This is a genomic window from Mariniflexile sp. AS56, assembly GCF_030552475.1.
GTDB lineage: Bacteria > Bacteroidota > Bacteroidia > Flavobacteriales > Flavobacteriaceae > Mariniflexile.
The window spans coordinates 50,945-67,398 of sequence record NZ_JAUPED010000008.1 but is presented as its reverse complement, the minus strand read 5'-3'; the positions used below and the strand labels follow the sequence as shown (position 1 = coordinate 67,398).

Genomic DNA, 16,454 nt, shown 5'->3' with positions numbered 1-16,454 from the left:
ATACTTTTATCTAAAGTTCTATATAATCATATTGAACTTTTTTATATTAAAAAAGATAATAAAATTTTAAAAATTAAATCATATTGAATAAAATAATTTTTAATAATATAAAATTGAGTTGGTTTAATATGAGCCAAAGGGAGTTAGAACTTGGTTTCAGTTCTATTGGTTTTAATACCTATCCAATTGATGAGAATATATATTTAAAATGTTTTAAGAGTGATAAAAGTGCCAATTTAAATATTGATGAGACATTTTTAGGCATGCGATTATATGATTTAACAATTTATAATATTTGTAATGATTTAATTATTTTTAAAGATGAGTTAGATTTTAACCTACACAAGGACGTTATTGGTAAATGGTTTTTTTATGCAAAAACTATTATTACAGACTTTGATAGAATATTTAATAGCAATACTTTTTCTTTAGTTATTGTTGTTAATGGGCATTCATTGTTGGATGCTTGTTTGTTAGCTTTTGCAAAGAAACATAACTTACCTTTTTTATGTATCGAGAATACTTCTAATAGACATAGAATTGTTTGGGATGATATATCAGGTAAAGTTGTTACTTATAACTTAGCTAAAAATTATTTTCATAAGTATAAAAACATAGTCAATAGTCAAACGTGTAGATCTTATGTAACCCATTTTAAAAGCACTGTTTTTGATAATAAAAATGAAGAACATATTTCCAATGTAAATAATACCCAAATACCATTCAAAAAACCTTTTGTTTTATTCTTAGGTCAAGTTTATTGTGATGCTGCACTATTGTTTGGTATTGAAGATGATTTTAATAACCCCGTGGATATTATTAAGGATACAATAGGTGTTTGTCATAACCTAGATATGCCCTTAGTTATAAAATTACATCCAAAAGAATTGGAAGGTAAAAGTCCAGCAGTAGATAGACCTTATGGCTCGCCAACTTACAATAGAATAAAAAAATACGAGTCAGAAAATGTATACATTGACTATCTTAACAGTTATAACACATTTAAGTTAATTAAGAGTTCTCAAATTGTTGTAACAGTAAATTCACAAGCTGGATTAGAAGCGTGCTTATATAACAAACCAGTCTTGTCTTATTCAAATAGTTTTTATTCTGGTTTAGGTTTTACATATGATTATGACAATAAGCAGGCTTTGAATCGGCATATAGAATTTTTAATTAAAAACAACATTAACGTAAACAAAAATTTAGAGCAAGCACAAAATTTTTTCTATATTTTCTTTGAAAGATATTGTATAAAAAATTCAATTTTAGATTTATTTTATAAAATTTTACAGATAGGGTTTTTTAGCAAAACCGTTTGGTTGAAATTTTATATACTAAAGATAAAAAAATTCATAAAAGGAATGCTCGGTCCATATGTAAGTGTATTCTATAAGTATAAAAAAAACAAGAAAATTTTTAACTATATCAATCTAATTTTTAAATGGATTTCCTTGTGGAAAAATAAGATTTTTAATGAAAAATAAAATGGTTTCAGTAATAGTACCCGTTTATAATGCCGCTAGGTATATTGAGCAAACAATTCAATCGGTAATTAATCAAAGTTACGATAATTGGGAACTAATACTTGTAGATGATGGGTCTGTAGATAATTCTATTGAAATAATTAATGCTTATACGGATGCTGACAAAATATTCCTTTTTCAGCATCCTAGTGGTGTTAATTTAGGTGTTTCGAAATCTCGTGAATTAGGAATTACAGTTGCGAAAGGGGAATATATAGCATTTTTAGATGCCGATGATGTGTTTTATCCATCAAAACTAAGAAGTCAGCTTAATATTTTTGCGAACGAGAAAAATATAATTCTGGTACATTCAAAAGTTGAAATATTAAATGATTTTGAACTTACGTTTAATAATGAATTTGTATTGGCGATTCAAGATAAAGTGTATGTGATGCATGAGCAAGAAAATTGGTTGAGAGCTAATAAAATTTGTAATTCAACAGTAATTGTAAAAGCAGACATTATCAAAAACATTCAATTTGGTTTACCTCAATTATTTCAGTATGAAGATTGGGTGTTATGGAGTTTGGTCGCTGAGAAAGGTGAGTTTTATTATCAAAACGATCCACAAATAAAATATAGAGTACATCCAAACTCTGCGACAACAGCTGTTATGAAAAATAGGCTGGTATCACCATTTTCAAAAATTGAGTATTTACTTTCACTCTATTTTTTGAATAGTTCGAACAGGTTTAATTCAGAAATCATAGAACAATTAAGGGAAGCTATTATTCGTTTAATGGAAATTTATTCGAATGGAAACACAGGCAAAGTTAATAGTTTTAGGACAGGAATTTACAATAGAAAGGGTGATGGTGAAATCTACATTAAAAAATACAATGAATTGTCGATTAAATATGATAAATTGGTTTCTAGGCATGTAAATTTACAAAAGGAATTACAAAATATAAAAAAATCAATATGGTATAGGTTCTTAAGAAAGTTTAAAATAATTTAAAGTAGATATATTATTGCGAAATTCCTTTTTACATCTAACAATACAACCAGACCTTTTGTCTATAAATTATTATTATTATATTTCTTTAACGGGTTAAATATACCAAATAAACATATAGTTAAGAATACTTTTCTCCACCTGGAAGTGTCTTAAACCAAGATTTTAAAGTGATATAAATGATTGCTTATTTAACTCTAACAGCTCAAAAAATAAATAGTAGAATGAATATAGCTCTTTTCTCAATTAATAAACATGTTTATTCCGAGACTTTTATTGCGGCGCATAAAACCTTATTGAATGGGAATGTTTTTTATTATTATGGTAATAATATAGCTAATATGAAATTAGAAAATTCTGATTTTGATATTAGAGACTATACATTAAAACAGATGATTTTAAGTAGGTTGTCTAAGTCTTATAAAAATAGAATTAATAGAGCAAACTTGCTGAGTAATAATTTAAAAGCGAACAAGATAGATGTCGCACTTGTAGAATATGGAACCTTGGCATTTAACTTATTACCTCTTTTTAGAATTTGGAATATACCTTTTATAGTTCATTTTCATGGATATGATGCTTCAGTTAAAAATGTGATTGCTGGATGTAACAATTACAAAGAAGTTTTTGAACGAGCTTCGGCAGTAATTGCAGTGTCTAAAACAATGGAGTTGGCATTGCTTGATATGGGGTGCCCAAAAGGAAAACTATATTATAATACTTATGGGCCAAATGATTTGTTTCTAAAAGTAGAATCAGATAAGTCAGAATTACTTTTGGTGGGGATAGGAAGATTTGTAGATAAGAAAGCACCTTATTTTACAATTCTAGCTTTTTCAAAAATATTAGAAAGTTTTCCAAAAACTAAACTAATATTGGCAGGTGATGGCCCTTTGTTAAATACAAGTAAAAATTTAGTTGAATATCTAGGAATAGAAAATTCAGTTTCTTTTCCAGGTAGTGTTACTCCGGATCACTTTAGGGAGTTGTTAAGTAAATGCAGGGCTTTTGTGCAGCATAGTATTACAAGTGCAGAAGGAGATATGGAAGGTACGCCAGTGGCTATACTTGAGGCGCAAGCGGCATCTATACCTGTGATATCAACATATCACGCAGGGATACAAGATGTAGTAGAAAACGATTTAACAGGACTTTTAGTTAAAGAAAAGGATGTTGAAGGTATGGCAAATGCAATGTTTAAGTTATTATCAAGTAAAAACCTAGCCGATGACATGGGAAATAAGGCAAGGCAAAACATATTAGCTAATTTTACTATGTCTAGACACATTAGGGTTTTAAATGAAATATTACAAAACCTTACTAAAAAATAAGTTAATGGATTTAGCACCTATCGTTTTATTTGTTTATAATAGACCAAAGCATACTCTTGAGACTTTAGAGGCTTTAAAGTCCAATGAGTACTCAGATAAAAGTATACTCTACATATATGCTGATGGTGCAAAGGAAACTGCTTTAACTGATGATATAAAAAACATTCAGGAGGTTAGGAGTATTATAAAATCTAAAAAATGGTGTAAAGAAATCATTATAATTGAACAACAAGATAATTTTGGATTAGCTAAATCTATTATAAACGGTGTAACAGAAATTATAGATAAACATGGTAAAATCATTGTACTTGAAGATGATATGGTTACATCTAAATATTTTTTGAAATACATGAATAATAGTTTAAATTATTATGAAATTGAAAAAAGAATTTTTCATATAAATGGATTTAATAACCAATCTAATTTACAATTTGTTCTTGACGATTACTATATGCTTAATTTTATGTTTTGTTGGGGCTGGGGAACTTGGAAAGATAGATGGGTAAAGTTAGATAAAGATTATAAAAAGCATTATGATAACCTAATTAGTGATGAGAATTTATTACGAAAGTTTAACTACGGAACTCGAATGAATGGTCATGAGCAATTAGCAGCGAACATTAATAAAAAGATAAAAACTTGGGCTATATTATGGAACTGTACTATTTTTTTTAATAATGGTTTATGTTTGACAAGTAAAAAAAGTTATGTTCAAAATATTGGCTTAGATGGTTCAGGTGAGAATTGCGGAAAGGACAACTTTTATGATCTTAAAATAAGTGATAAAATAAAGCCATTTACGGGAAATGTAAAAATTTTAGAAAAAAAGAGATCTCGTTTACATTTAAAATTATTCTCAGAATATGGTAGGAACTTTAAGTTGTATAAGTTTTTATATAGAACTTTAAAAAAACAATTTAAATAATGAGAATTGTTCATATATCAACATTTGTTTCTGGAGGTGCTGGTTTAGCAGCCTATAGACTACATGCTACAATGTTAAAAAATAATTTAGATAGTGTTCTATATTCTCAAAGTTATAACAATCCAAATCAATCTTGTTTTCAAGTTAAAATAACTAGACCTAAAGGTATTATTTCTAGAAGTTTAAATTACTTGTTTAATAAATTAGCTAATATTATAAATGCTAAGTATAATCGATTTAGTTTTGAGTATCACTCTAATATCAGAACTCTCTATAGAATGGATAAATTCTGTAAAAAAAATGATATAATTATCCTACACTGGGTAGCAGGTTTTTTGGATTACAAGTCATTTTTTAGTAAAATAGATAAAGATTCGAAAGTTTTTATCTATGTACATGATTTTAATACTATACAAGGTAAATTACACACGTTATTTGATAGGGAAAAGATTAGGGGAACATCACTTGAAAAAATAGAAAACTATTATCAGTCAAAAAAAAAAGGATATTATAATCAATTAAATAACTTAAAAATTATAGCTAATAGTAGTTTTACCGAAAAAATTTTAATTCAGTCAAATTTTTTTTCAAAAGAATCTATATTTAAAGTTCAACTCGGATTGCCTGTAGATGAACTTAAATCTATGGAAAAGAAATTGGCGAAAAAACATTTGGGGTTTGAAAAACATGATTTTTTAATTTTAATATGTTCCCATAATTTGGAGTCTGAATTAAAAGGATTTGACAGAATAATGAAAATTTTTAATAAATTTAAAAACCATCCAAATATTAAATTTATTGGGTTAGGTAAGCTTATTACTGATTCTTTTATAAATAAAGATAATTTTTTCTGTTTTGAAACATGGGATCCTGAGTTTAAAAGTAAATTATTTTCGGCTTCCGATGTTACTTTTTCTGCATCCTATGAAGAAACTTTTGGTCAAACAATAATTGAATCTTATGCATGTTCAACCCCAGTAATAGTTTATAATAATTCTGCTTTACCAGAGTTAGTTAGCCATCACGAAACTGGTTTTATTGCAGAAAATGATAATGATGTAATTGGTTTTATTAATCTGTTATTAACTGATTCTGATTTAAAAGAAAAAATGAATATAGCATCAAGGAATTTGTTTTTGATGAAATATACATCTGAAAATCAATTAAATAAACTTCGTGAATTATTAAATAATAAGATTAGTAGTAAATGTTAATATCAATCATAACGGTTAATTATAATAATCTTTCTGGCTTAATTCGTACAGGTGAAAGTGTTTTAAATCAATCGTGGCAAGAGTTTGAGTTTATTGTAATAGATGGTGGCTCAACTGATGGAAGTAAAGAATATCTAGAAAGTCAAGATGAAAAAATAAAATACTGGGTAAGCGAACCAGATAATGGTATTTATAGTGCCATGAATAAAGGAATATGGGAAGCGTCTGGAGATTATTTGTTTTTTTTAAACAGTGGAGATCATTTCAACGATGAAGATTCGTTAAATGCAATTCAAAAGCATCTAAAGCAATTTGAAGTTATATACTTTAATATCAATATTGTTAATAATGGAGTTTCTCAAATTTTAGAGAATCCAAAAACCATGTCATTTGAGTATCTGTACAATAACTTGCCATGTCATCAATGTACTTTTATACAGAAAAAAGCGTTTGACCGCATAGGGAGTTATGATGAAGGTTTGAAAATTGTAGCAGATTGGAAATGGTTAATTTTAGCTTTATTGAAACATAATGCAAGCTATTTGCATGTCAACGACGTTTTTTCAACCTTTTATAACGACGGTGTTAGTTCTCTTGAAGAAAATCAACATCTAATCCAGTCAGAACGAGAAAAGGTTTTAAATTCCGAATTTCCCATATTTATGAATGACTTAAAAACTATTTATAAATTAAAAAGAGTGATTAGAAATTTAAGAAAATCTAAAAAAATTAATTTGCTAATTAGGCTAGGGCTTTTAGATAAATTTTAACACAATTATGAGTTTTTTTGTATCAGTTGTAATTCCAGTATATAATTGCGAACAGTTTATTGAAAAAGCCATTACTTCAGTATTGGATCAGCCGGAAGTACATGAAATAGTGGTTGTTAATGATGGAAGTGTGGATAAAACAGCTCAGATTCTTGAGAAATTACAAGCACAATACCCCATAATTAAAGTGTATTCACATAGTAACTATTCTAATAAAGGTCGCTCTGCCAGCAGAAACTTAGGGATAGAAAATGTGACAATGGATTATATTGCTTTTTTAGACGCTGATGATTTTTATTTACCTGAAAGGTTTAAGAATGATCAAAGTATATTTCTTAATAATTCAGAATGCGACGGCATATACAATGCCGTAGGCTTTCACTTTTACAGGAATTCAACAATTGCAGAGCAAGAGAAGTATAAATTGTATACCGTTACTCAAGAAATAAAACCAGAACAGCTTTTTGAATCATTACTTTATGGTAAACATGGTCATTTTCATATAAATGGGCTAACGGTTAAAAAGTCTGTATTCGAGGCTACAGGGTATTTTAATGAAGCGTTGGTAGTGGCTGAGGATACAGATATTTTTTGGAAATTGGCTTTGAAATGCCGTTTACATACTGGAGTTATTGATAGGCCTTTGGCTATTAGAGGAGTTCATGAAGATAATGTTTTTGAAAACGTAGATCTATATAGAAAATATACTATAAAAATGTATCAGTCTATGGTTATTTGGAGCTCAGAAAACCAAGTTCCCTCATATAGAGTTGATGATTTATTAAAGTGGGTTTGGATTCTAAAACATAAAGAGCAGAACAAACTTTATACTGATATTGGCTATTGGGCAAGACATTTTTTTCCTTATCCTAAACTATTATTTTCGGTACTAAGCATAAAATACTTCCCGGTAATTAGGCTTAGAAAGAAACTTTTTCCATTTTTATACAAACAATAAGTTAATTAATTATATGAATACGCCTAGCAATGTTACCGTAGTAATTCCTTGTTACAATGATGGAGCATACGTTATTAGTGCGTTACATTCCGTTTTAAATCAAACTTTAAAACCTGAAAGGGTTATTATTATTGATGATGGCTCTAAAGCCGAAACAAGAAAAATTCTAGAAACCATTCAACATGAAAATGTAGATGTTGTTTTTCAAGAAAATAATGGAGTTTGTATGGCCAGAAATTTTGGCATTGGTTTGGCAAAAACAGATTTTATTTTAAATCTTGACGCCGATGATTATTTTGAACCTAGCTTTATTGAAAAGGCTGTTGAGGTATTAAATGGTAATTTGGATATAGCCATCGTTGGGTGTTATTATAAAAAATTAAAAGGCACTAAAATTAGTAACGAAATTATAAAACCATTAGGAGGTTCTATTGCTGATTTCCTGGTAAAAAACAATGCGATGAATTGCTCTCTGTTTAGAAAAAAATGTTGGGAGCAGGTTTCTGGTTATGATGAAAATATGTCTAATGGCTATGAAGATTGGGATTTTTGGATTTCTATTTTGAAAAATGGTTGGTATATGCATATCATTAAGGAACCTCTATTTATTTACAGAGTAAAAACCATATCGCGAGACAGCAAAGCACTTGAAAATCATGACAGTGAATTAAGAAATTATATACTCAATAAGCACAAGCAAGTATATTTGGATAATTTTGAATCATTTTCAAGTCAATTGTTATATACGAACCACGAATTAAGAAAAAACAAACTAAAAGTAATAAACTCATTAAATTACAAATTAGGAAGTGCTATTTTAGCGCCACTAAGGTTTTTGAAAAAACATTTAGGTATTTTTAATAAGTAAAATAGTAAGATTAGGATTTTCCTTTTGAATGAATAAACTAGTTTCCATAATAGTTCCCTGTTACAACCAAGCTCATTTCTTGAGCGAAGCTTTAAAGTCTGTACTAAACCAAACCTATACAAATTGGGAGTGTATTATTGTGAATGACGGAAGTCCAGACAATACCCAGGAAGTAGCCAAAAGTTGGTGTACCAAAGACAAAAGATTCACTTATGTAGAAAAGGAAAACGGTGGTTTGTCTAGCGCGAGAAATGCAGGTGTAGAAGGAAGCAATGGTGAATTTATACTACCCTTAGATGCAGACGATATTATTCATGAAACCTTTTTAGAAAAGTTAGTACCTGTTTTAAATCAGAATAAAAATTTGGCGATTGTATCTTGCTACAGCAATTTTTTTACAGATACCATTGAGAATGTTATTCATAAACAGAAACCAGTAGGTACAACATACCACGCATTATTATATGAAAATATCATGATGGCCACCTCTTTATATCGGAAGTCGTGTTGGGAAACTGTTGGAGGCTACGATGAAAATATGAAAAGTGGTTTTGAAGATTGGGAGTTTTGGCTTGCCATAACAAAACATGGTTGGGAGTTTAAGTTTGTTGAAGAGTTTTTGTTTTACTACAGAAAATCTAAAAAATCAATGCTTACGGATACTTTGAAAAGTCATTTAGAAGCTAATATGAGTTATATGTATAAAAAACATAAAGAAGTTTATATAGCTCAATATGACACCACATTAGATTATCTTTTTCATATTATAAAGAAACACCGCACAAGTGAAATGACTATTAAAAATTCGTTTGAATATAAAATAGGAAGGTTACTAACTAAACCGTTTAGGTTGTTTAATAATTTATTAAAATAGATTAAAATGATTTCAGTTGTCATCAGAAATAAAAACCAAGCAGAAGCGTTGTCGTTCTCGTTGAAAAACTTAACCGAACGTTATAGTGATGATATAGATGAAATTATAGTAGTTGACAACCTGTCTTCTGATGCTAGTGAAGCTATTACTAAACAATTTGGAGCTCGTTTTGTAACCATAGAAAATTTCAGTTTTGGCGGTAGTGCAAATATTTGTGCTAAAGAAGCTAAAAACAATATTGTGGTTATCTTTAGTGCGCATTCCTATCCCGTAAGTCACGATTTTTTTAAATTGATAGTTGAAAAGTTTAAAAAGAATTCAAATCTAGCAGGCTTAAGATGTTTACATAGTACGAACGACTATAGAAATTATATTAATAAAGTCCCAGCGACGGTAGATCCCAATAAATCAGGATTAATTTTTTCAGGCTCCGCTTTCAGTAAAAAAGTATGGGGAAAATACCCCTTCAAAGAGGATGTGGCTACTTTTGAAGATAAAGAATGGACTGTAAGGGTTTTAAAAGCAGGGTTTGATATTGAGTTTGTGCCATCTATTTTTTGTTATCAAATTAGGAGAACCAAGAAGCAACTTTTTTTTAGGTTTAAGAATGATGTGGTTGGTAATTACCAGTTATGGCACCAAGATGTTAATTTATATAGTGCAACCAGAGCCATTTTTGGAGCCATTTTAAGCGCGGTTAAAACCTTTTTGTCTGATTTGAAATATGCTTTATTAAGGTATTTTTATCTTATAAAGTTTGTTTTCAACAAACCCAAAAAGTTTTAATAGCGAATTATAAGCATGCATAAAAATAATAATTTCGACTTTTTAAGATTTCTATTCGCGGTATTTGTTGTTATATCACATGCTTACCCATTATCTGGCGTAGATGAAGGTTCACAATGGGTTTACCAAGTTTCAAACGGGCAAATAGTATGGGCTCAATTAGGCTTAAGTGGCTTTTTCGTTATTAGTGGTTATTTCATATTTCAAAGTTTACAGCGTAGTAAAAGTGTTTTGAGTTATTTTAAAAAGCGCTTTTTAAGATTGTTTCCAGCTTTATTTTTTGTTTTACTACTAACTGTCTTATTAACTCCCTTTGTCTATCATGGAAATGTGTCTTATTTCTACAATACCGAAGTATATACATATTTACCTAGAAATATAGTACTGTACGGGTTTCAGTCTGGAATTAAAGGTGTTTTTGATTCAAATTTTTATCATGCTATAAATGGCTCCTTGTGGACGATCCGTTATGAATTTTCCTTATATATAGCTATTGGTTTTTTATATATTTTCAGAAAAAACATTAAAGTCGTTAGACTTCTTCTTTCACTTGTTTTTATAATATTATTTGTTACCTATAATTTTTTTATTGACAGATTTGCTGGATCGTCTATTTTAGGAATGCAGGGGTATCATATTTTAAACTTGGGTACATTTTTTATTTGCGGTAGTTTATTTGCGTCTTTCAGCTTTGAAAAAATAATTAGTAAATTTCATCTAATTATTGCAATAGCCGTTTTTATACTGGCAATTTACTTTAACTTTTTCAATGCCATAAAGCATATCCCGTTCCCTGTTATTGTTTTACTTATAGGTTTTAATGCATTACCATTTTTTAGTACTTTTGGCAAAATTGGTGATATGTCTTATGGTATTTATATCTACAGTTTTCCAGTTCAGCAAACTTTAGTGTATTTTTTCAAATTAAACACGTACCAATTAATGATTTATTCGCTACTTATTTCGATAATATGTGGTTTTTTATCATGGCATTTAATAGAAAAGAAAGCATTAGTGTATAAAAATAAAAAGCTATTTAACCTATCGTTTAAAAAATAGAAGTGCACCTTAAATGGGTAAACTAACTATGGTTACTTAACCTGTGAACTTTTAATGACTATTTAAAATGATTAGTTAATGAAAAAAATATCCGTAATTATACCTTGTTTTAACCAAGGGCCGTATTTAGATGAAACACTGCAATCGGTTTTAAATCAAACTTATCCTAATTGGGAATGTATAATTATAAACGATGGAAGTACAGACAATACAGAAGTAATCGCAAAAGAGTGGATAAATCAAGATCAACGTTTTGTATATGTTTATAAAGTTAATGGAGGTTTAAGTAGTGCTAGAAATTCGGGGTTAAATGTTGCTACAGGTCATTATATCCAATTATTAGATGCAGACGATTTAATTAAACCTACTAAGTTTGAATTGCAATTACAAGATTTGCAGAAGGCTCAAATATCAATTTCAAACTATTTTTCTTTTATAGACGGTAATAAAGAACAACCGGCGAAACACAGATATTTATCACCTTTTCTTTCTGAAATTGATTTTAAAAAGGAAGTCATTTTAGACTGGGAGTATCGAAAGTCAATTCCCTGCCATGCAGTATTATTTGAAAAGCAGTTAATAGACACACATCGTCTTAGATTTGATGAAGATTTACCAAACCATGAAGATTGGGTGTTTTGGGTTAAACTGTTTTATTATTCAAAGGGGATTAAAAACAGAAAGGAAGTATTGGCGCTTTATAGAATAAGAACAAATGCCATGAGTGTAGATTTTAAATTAATGAAATCTGGATTTTTAAAAGCAGCTAAAAACTTGGAAGCTTTTTTTAAAGTAGAAAAACAACAGGAGTTACTTAGGCTCACTAGAGAAAAACATAAAGAAGTTTATAATAAAAACAGAACCTCAATTCAAGAAAAAATAAAATCTAAAATTTATTCTAAACTTGCTTATTTTTACAAATATGTCAAAACAAATTAAACCCATTGCAATATACCTTCCTCAATTTCATCCCATACCGGAAAATGATGAATGGTGGGGAAAAGGCTTTACCGAATGGACCAATGTAACGAAAGCGAAGCCACTTTTTAAAGACCATTACCAACCTCATTTGCCAGCAGATTTAGGTTTTTATGATTTACGTTTAGAAGAAGCGAGGTTAGCACAAGAAGAACTTGCAAAATCCAAAGGAATACATGGTTTTTGTTATTATCATTATTGGTTTAATGGTAAACGTGTTCTGGAAGAACCTCTAAAACGAAAGCTAAATAACCCTAAGGAAGATTTACCATTTATGATGTGTTGGGCAAATGAAAACTGGACACGTATTTGGAATGGTGGTGAATCTGATGTATTGCTAAAACAAGAGTATTCAGCAGAAGATGATTATACTCATATTCAAGAACTTATAAAGCATTTTAAAGATTCACGATATATTAAAGTAAATGGTAAACCCATGTTTATAATATATCGTCCTAATTTGTTTCCTGATATTAGAAGCACCATTGCGCTTTGGAGGGCTGAAGTTAAAAAAGCGGGTTTCCCTGATTTGTATATTGGTTGTACAAAAACTACAGATTATGAAAATTTGTTAAATGAATCGGGTTTTGATTTTGCATTTGAATTTCAGCCAAGTTTTAGCAACAGACCTGAATCTATTAAAAATACGCTGTTAAGACGTTATTTCAATGAGTTCTTAAGAAAAATAAAAGCAACCGTAAAAAATAAATATGAATTGGTTTATGATTATGAAGCATTTTCTAATCTACAAATTAACAGGGGGTTTAAAGCCAATTGTTATCCAACAATTACCCCAATGTGGGACAATTCCTCTAGAAGAAAAGTAAATTATTTTATCCTTCATAATTCAACGCCAGATAAATATAAACATTGGTTAAAGCATATAAAAGAAAATTACCCTTGGGAGGAAATGCCCGAGCCTTTTTTGTTTATAAATGCTTGGAACGAGTGGGCCGAAGGGAATCATATAGAGCCTTGTCAAAAATGGGGGACTGCCTATTTAGATGCCACTAAAGAAATACTTTCTAAATAGCATATTTGTTTTAAATGAATCAAATTACTGTCAGCATCTTTTTGCTCACCTATAATCAAGAACACTTTATAGCACAAACTATAGAGAGTATATTGATGCAAAAAACAAACTTCAATTTCCAAATTGTAATAGGTGAAGATTGCAGTACAGATAGCACGAGAGCCATATGCGAAACTTACGCTAATAAGCATTCAAACAAGATTAAATTATTACCTGCGTTAGAAAAGAACATCGGGTTAATTGCTAATTATATGCGAACCATTAAAGCATGCGATGGTAAGTATATCGCTATTTGTGATGGTGATGATTATTGGATTGATGAGGATAAACTACAAAAACAAGTCGATTTTTTAGAGGAAAACTCAGATTATTCTATAGTTTATTCCAAACTACAAAAACTTTTTCCTGATGGTACATTTAGAGAGTCTGTTGCAAAACATTCTAGGCTATCCAATGGTTTCGATGATTTAATTTTTGAAAATGTTATTCCATCAGTAACAGCTTTATTCAGAAATAAACAAAATAGTGGAGATCTACCGTCTTGGATTTTAAATTTTCCGTATGGTGATTGGCCTACCTATTTATGGACTCTAAAAGATGGAAGTAAAATTCATTTTATTAATGACGTAACAGCGGTTTATAGAATGCAAATTGGGGTTTCAGCTAAAGTCAGGAAATCAGGCAGTAATACCTTATTGGTGAATTTAGGTGTATTAAAAAGTATTTGGAAGGATCCTGATTTTTATCACAAAAAAAGCATCGTGCTAAAAGCCATCCAAAAACATGAATTAGGGCTAATGACCAGCTATAACAGAGAAAAAAAATATCTAAAAGCACTGAGGCAATATATATTCAATCTAAAGCATGAGACGCTAAACTTTAAATTAACAAAGCTATATTTGTATTCAATCTACAAAAGTGTTGCATGATAACCATCGTATTAACTTATAGAAATAGAGATTTAAATAGTGTTGAAACTTGTTTGAATTCTTTAAAAGCACAAACTAATAGCGGGTTTGAGGTTGTTTTTGTGGATTATGGTAGTCAAAATAGATATAAAGTCCAACTTAATACATTGGTCCAATCCTATAACTTTGTTAAGTTGCTAAGGTTCGAAACCGAGCAGCAACTTTGGTGTAAATCGAAGGCTATAAATATGGTTTTAAAACAAACGGATACCCCATATTTTTTTGTGGGTGATGTTGATATGATTTATCATCCCAATTTTATTGAAACTCTCGATAGTTTAAAGCAAAGTAAAGAAGTTGTATATTTTCAAGTGGGCTTTTTAGGTGAAGAAGAATCAAGAATAAGCAAAGAATTTGATGCTTATAAGCTGAGCTTTAAATCGAATGCAGAAGCAACTGGTATGACTTTGTTTAATACTAAAATTTTAAAGTCCATAAATGGCTATGATGAATTTTATCATGGTTGGGGAGCTGAAGATACCGATGTGCATATGAGATTAAATAATGCAGGTTATAACGTTTCTTTTTACACGGATTCTATTTTAATGTTGCATCAATGGCATCCAAAACATTATAGAGAAGTGAATGATTTAACACCGTTTCACTCATCATTAGAGCAAATAAATCATCAATATTTAGAATTATCTAAGGAAACGAAGAGAGTAAAAGCTAATGAGAATTTTAATTGGGGAGTATATAGAGAACTCGATTATTTAGCTTTAAAATCGGTTGATTTAAATTTTAAACTCACAAATAAGGAGGCAGAAATAAAAGCGTTTATAAGTAATGTTTTATTAACTCTCACAGGTAAAGTACTAACAGTTGCCATAACGCATGATGTAAACTACAATTCCATTAAACAAAAAACAAAGAAATTACTAGGTAAAAAAACGGTGTCGTTTTTAACTATGCAAATTATAAACAATATACTTTTAGAATGTATTGTGAATAATTTGAGGACTAATGCCTATATATTGCAGTATAACTCCAATAATCAAACCATTCATTTTACCATTAAGTTATGAAGATATTAATGGTTTCTATGAATTCGATTCACTTTGTAAGGTGGACAGAACAATTAAAGGATTCTGGTCATGAGGTGTTTTGGTTCGATATTCTAGATGGTGGTAGGGCAGAAGGTTTGCCTTGGGTGCATCAAATTACAGGATGGAAACAAAAGTATCCCAGTTTTAAAGGCCGCTATTTTTTGAAAAAAAGGGTGCCTTTTTTATATAAAAAATTAAGTTTTTTATTCGAAAACAATACAGAGAAAGTGTTTGAAAAGGTATTACAAGACATTAAACCGGATGTGGTTCATAGTGTGGTCATGTATATTTCATGCACTCCTATTTTAAACGTTATGCAGAAACACAGTCATTTACCTTGGATATATTCTTCATGGGGAAGTGATTTGTATTATTTTAAAAACATCCCTTCATATAAAGAGGATATTTTAAGGGTTTTGCCAAGAGTAAATTATTTAATTACAGATTGTAAACGTGATATTTCGATAGCACGAGAGTTAGGTTTCAAAGGGCAAGTTTTGGGGACCTTTCCTGGCGGCGGCGGATTTGATTATAATGAAACGGATGCGTATATAAAACCAATTACGGAACGAACTACAATTCTTGTAAAAGGGTATCAAGGACGTTCTGGTCGAGCTATTGAGGTTATCAAGGCTTTGGAATTAATTAAAATTGAATTAGAACTATATCAAATTATAGTATTTGGAGCCGATAAAGAGGTTGAAAATTATATTACGGAGCATGGCATTTCGCAGAAAGTGGCTGTTAAGGTACTTCCTAGAAGTAATTTTTTAACTCATGCTGCTATTTTAAAACTTATGGGAGAGGCATTGGTTTATATTGGAAATAGTAATTCCGATGGTATGCCTAACACTCTTTTAGAGGCGATTGCACAAGGTGCATTTCCCATTCAGTCTAATCCTGGAGGCGCATCATCAGAAGTTATTAAACATGGTGAAAATGGATTTTTAATTGAAGACTGTAATGATTCAGAAGCGATCAAGGAATTAATTGTTAAAGTGGTTTCAAATTCAGGTTTAATAGAAAAGGCTTTTATAAAGAATCAAAACAATATCAAGCCTCGCTTTGAAATAACACGTATTAAAACTCAAGTTTTGAATGCTTATAATGAAGTTTTAAAAAGTTGATTTGACAAATTTTTCAAGGTTTCAAATACAAAAAGT

Annotated in this window: 16 protein-coding genes; all 16 read left to right on the top strand. The window is 29.8% G+C overall.

Annotated features, from left to right (window positions below; all coding sequences use genetic code 11):
• Positions 1-83: 83 nt before the first annotated feature.
• The 16 genes from Q5N74_RS11105 (at position 84) to Q5N74_RS11030 (ending at position 16,418) form a co-directional block, all read left to right on the top strand.
• Complete coding sequence (locus Q5N74_RS11105) at positions 84-1,487, top strand: hypothetical protein (protein WP_304388878.1); 1,404 nt, start codon at positions 84-86, stop codon at positions 1,485-1,487.
• The gene (locus Q5N74_RS11100) at positions 1,477-2,484 is read left to right on the top strand and encodes a glycosyltransferase (RefSeq protein ID WP_304388877.1); all 1,008 of its coding nucleotides are present in this window, start codon (positions 1,477-1,479) and stop codon (positions 2,482-2,484) included. The genes Q5N74_RS11105 and Q5N74_RS11100 overlap by 11 nt, the downstream gene beginning before the upstream one ends.
• A 176-nt stretch (positions 2,485-2,660) precedes the next feature.
• Positions 2,661-3,812, top strand: a complete 1,152-nt coding sequence (locus tag Q5N74_RS11095) for a glycosyltransferase (protein ID WP_304388876.1) — start codon at positions 2,661-2,663, stop codon at positions 3,810-3,812.
• A 4-nt stretch (positions 3,813-3,816) separates the two neighbouring features.
• Entirely contained in the window at positions 3,817-4,737 is a 921-nt protein-coding gene (locus tag Q5N74_RS11090) for a hypothetical protein (RefSeq protein WP_304388875.1), read from the top strand.
• Entirely contained in the window at positions 4,737-5,951 is a 1,215-nt protein-coding gene (locus tag Q5N74_RS11085) for a glycosyltransferase (RefSeq protein ID WP_304388874.1), read from the top strand. Before Q5N74_RS11090 ends, Q5N74_RS11085 begins: the two co-directional genes overlap by 1 nt.
• Complete coding sequence (locus tag Q5N74_RS11080) at positions 5,945-6,721, top strand: glycosyltransferase family 2 protein (RefSeq protein ID WP_304388873.1); 777 nt, start codon at positions 5,945-5,947, stop codon at positions 6,719-6,721. The genes Q5N74_RS11085 and Q5N74_RS11080 overlap by 7 nt, the downstream gene beginning before the upstream one ends.
• A gap of 7 nt (positions 6,722-6,728) precedes the next feature.
• On the top strand, positions 6,729-7,679 hold the full coding sequence (locus Q5N74_RS11075) for a glycosyltransferase family 2 protein (RefSeq protein WP_304388872.1): 951 nt from the start codon (positions 6,729-6,731) through the stop codon (positions 7,677-7,679).
• A 13-nt stretch (positions 7,680-7,692) separates the two neighbouring features.
• Positions 7,693-8,547 carry a glycosyltransferase family A protein gene (locus Q5N74_RS11070; RefSeq protein ID WP_304388871.1) on the top strand — a complete coding sequence of 285 codons (855 nt, stop codon included), beginning with the start codon at positions 7,693-7,695 and terminating at the stop codon, positions 8,545-8,547.
• Positions 8,548-8,575: 28 nt separating this feature from the next.
• Positions 8,576-9,421 (top strand): glycosyltransferase family A protein, encoded by an 846-nt coding sequence (locus Q5N74_RS11065; RefSeq protein WP_304388870.1) that lies wholly within the window; start codon positions 8,576-8,578, stop codon positions 9,419-9,421.
• 6 nt (positions 9,422-9,427) lie between these two features.
• Entirely contained in the window at positions 9,428-10,207 is a 780-nt protein-coding gene (locus Q5N74_RS11060; RefSeq protein WP_304388869.1) for a glycosyltransferase family 2 protein, read from the top strand.
• A gap of 15 nt (positions 10,208-10,222) precedes the next feature.
• Positions 10,223-11,266: an acyltransferase gene (locus tag Q5N74_RS11055; RefSeq protein WP_304388868.1), complete on the top strand. Its 1,044-nt coding sequence runs from the start codon at positions 10,223-10,225 to the stop codon at positions 11,264-11,266.
• 78 nt (positions 11,267-11,344) lie between these two features.
• Positions 11,345-12,205 carry a glycosyltransferase family 2 protein gene (locus Q5N74_RS11050; RefSeq protein ID WP_304388866.1) on the top strand — a complete coding sequence of 287 codons (861 nt, stop codon included), beginning with the start codon at positions 11,345-11,347 and terminating at the stop codon, positions 12,203-12,205.
• Positions 12,189-13,277: a glycoside hydrolase family 99-like domain-containing protein gene (locus Q5N74_RS11045; RefSeq protein ID WP_304388865.1), complete on the top strand. Its 1,089-nt coding sequence runs from the start codon at positions 12,189-12,191 to the stop codon at positions 13,275-13,277. The genes Q5N74_RS11050 and Q5N74_RS11045 overlap by 17 nt, the downstream gene beginning before the upstream one ends.
• Before the next feature lie 14 nt (positions 13,278-13,291).
• Entirely contained in the window at positions 13,292-14,206 is a 915-nt protein-coding gene (locus Q5N74_RS11040) for a glycosyltransferase (RefSeq protein WP_304388864.1), read from the top strand.
• On the top strand, positions 14,203-15,270 hold the full coding sequence (locus Q5N74_RS11035) for a glycosyltransferase family 2 protein (RefSeq protein ID WP_304388863.1): 1,068 nt from the start codon (positions 14,203-14,205) through the stop codon (positions 15,268-15,270). Before Q5N74_RS11040 ends, Q5N74_RS11035 begins: the two co-directional genes overlap by 4 nt.
• Complete coding sequence (locus Q5N74_RS11030; RefSeq protein WP_304388862.1) at positions 15,267-16,418, top strand: glycosyltransferase; 1,152 nt, start codon at positions 15,267-15,269, stop codon at positions 16,416-16,418. The genes Q5N74_RS11035 and Q5N74_RS11030 overlap by 4 nt, the downstream gene beginning before the upstream one ends.
• Positions 16,419-16,454 lie beyond the last annotated feature (36 nt).

What these genes read in the sequence shown, in the direction of transcription:
- Q5N74_RS11100 (WP_304388877.1), top strand. Translation starts at nt 1,477, where the DNA reads ATGAAAAATAAAATGGTTTCAGTAATAGTACCCGTTTATAATGCCGCT.
- Q5N74_RS11095 (WP_304388876.1), top strand. Translation starts at nt 2,661, where the DNA reads ATGATTGCTTATTTAACTCTAACAGCTCAAAAAATAAATAGTAGAATG.
- Q5N74_RS11090 (WP_304388875.1), top strand. Translation starts at nt 3,817, where the DNA reads ATGGATTTAGCACCTATCGTTTTATTTGTTTATAATAGACCAAAGCAT.
- Q5N74_RS11085 (WP_304388874.1), top strand. Translation starts at nt 4,737, where the DNA reads ATGAGAATTGTTCATATATCAACATTTGTTTCTGGAGGTGCTGGTTTA.
- Q5N74_RS11080 (WP_304388873.1), top strand. Translation starts at nt 5,945, where the DNA reads ATGTTAATATCAATCATAACGGTTAATTATAATAATCTTTCTGGCTTA.
- Q5N74_RS11075 (WP_304388872.1), top strand. Translation starts at nt 6,729, where the DNA reads ATGAGTTTTTTTGTATCAGTTGTAATTCCAGTATATAATTGCGAACAG.
- Q5N74_RS11070 (WP_304388871.1), top strand. Translation starts at nt 7,693, where the DNA reads ATGAATACGCCTAGCAATGTTACCGTAGTAATTCCTTGTTACAATGAT.
- Q5N74_RS11065 (WP_304388870.1), top strand. Translation starts at nt 8,576, where the DNA reads ATGAATAAACTAGTTTCCATAATAGTTCCCTGTTACAACCAAGCTCAT.
- Q5N74_RS11060 (WP_304388869.1), top strand. Translation starts at nt 9,428, where the DNA reads ATGATTTCAGTTGTCATCAGAAATAAAAACCAAGCAGAAGCGTTGTCG.
- Q5N74_RS11055 (WP_304388868.1), top strand. Translation starts at nt 10,223, where the DNA reads ATGCATAAAAATAATAATTTCGACTTTTTAAGATTTCTATTCGCGGTA.
- Q5N74_RS11050 (WP_304388866.1), top strand. Translation starts at nt 11,345, where the DNA reads ATGAAAAAAATATCCGTAATTATACCTTGTTTTAACCAAGGGCCGTAT.
- Q5N74_RS11045 (WP_304388865.1), top strand. Translation starts at nt 12,189, where the DNA reads ATGTCAAAACAAATTAAACCCATTGCAATATACCTTCCTCAATTTCAT.
- Q5N74_RS11040 (WP_304388864.1), top strand. Translation starts at nt 13,292, where the DNA reads ATGAATCAAATTACTGTCAGCATCTTTTTGCTCACCTATAATCAAGAA.
- Q5N74_RS11035 (WP_304388863.1), top strand. Translation starts at nt 14,203, where the DNA reads ATGATAACCATCGTATTAACTTATAGAAATAGAGATTTAAATAGTGTT.
- Q5N74_RS11030 (WP_304388862.1), top strand. Translation starts at nt 15,267, where the DNA reads ATGAAGATATTAATGGTTTCTATGAATTCGATTCACTTTGTAAGGTGG.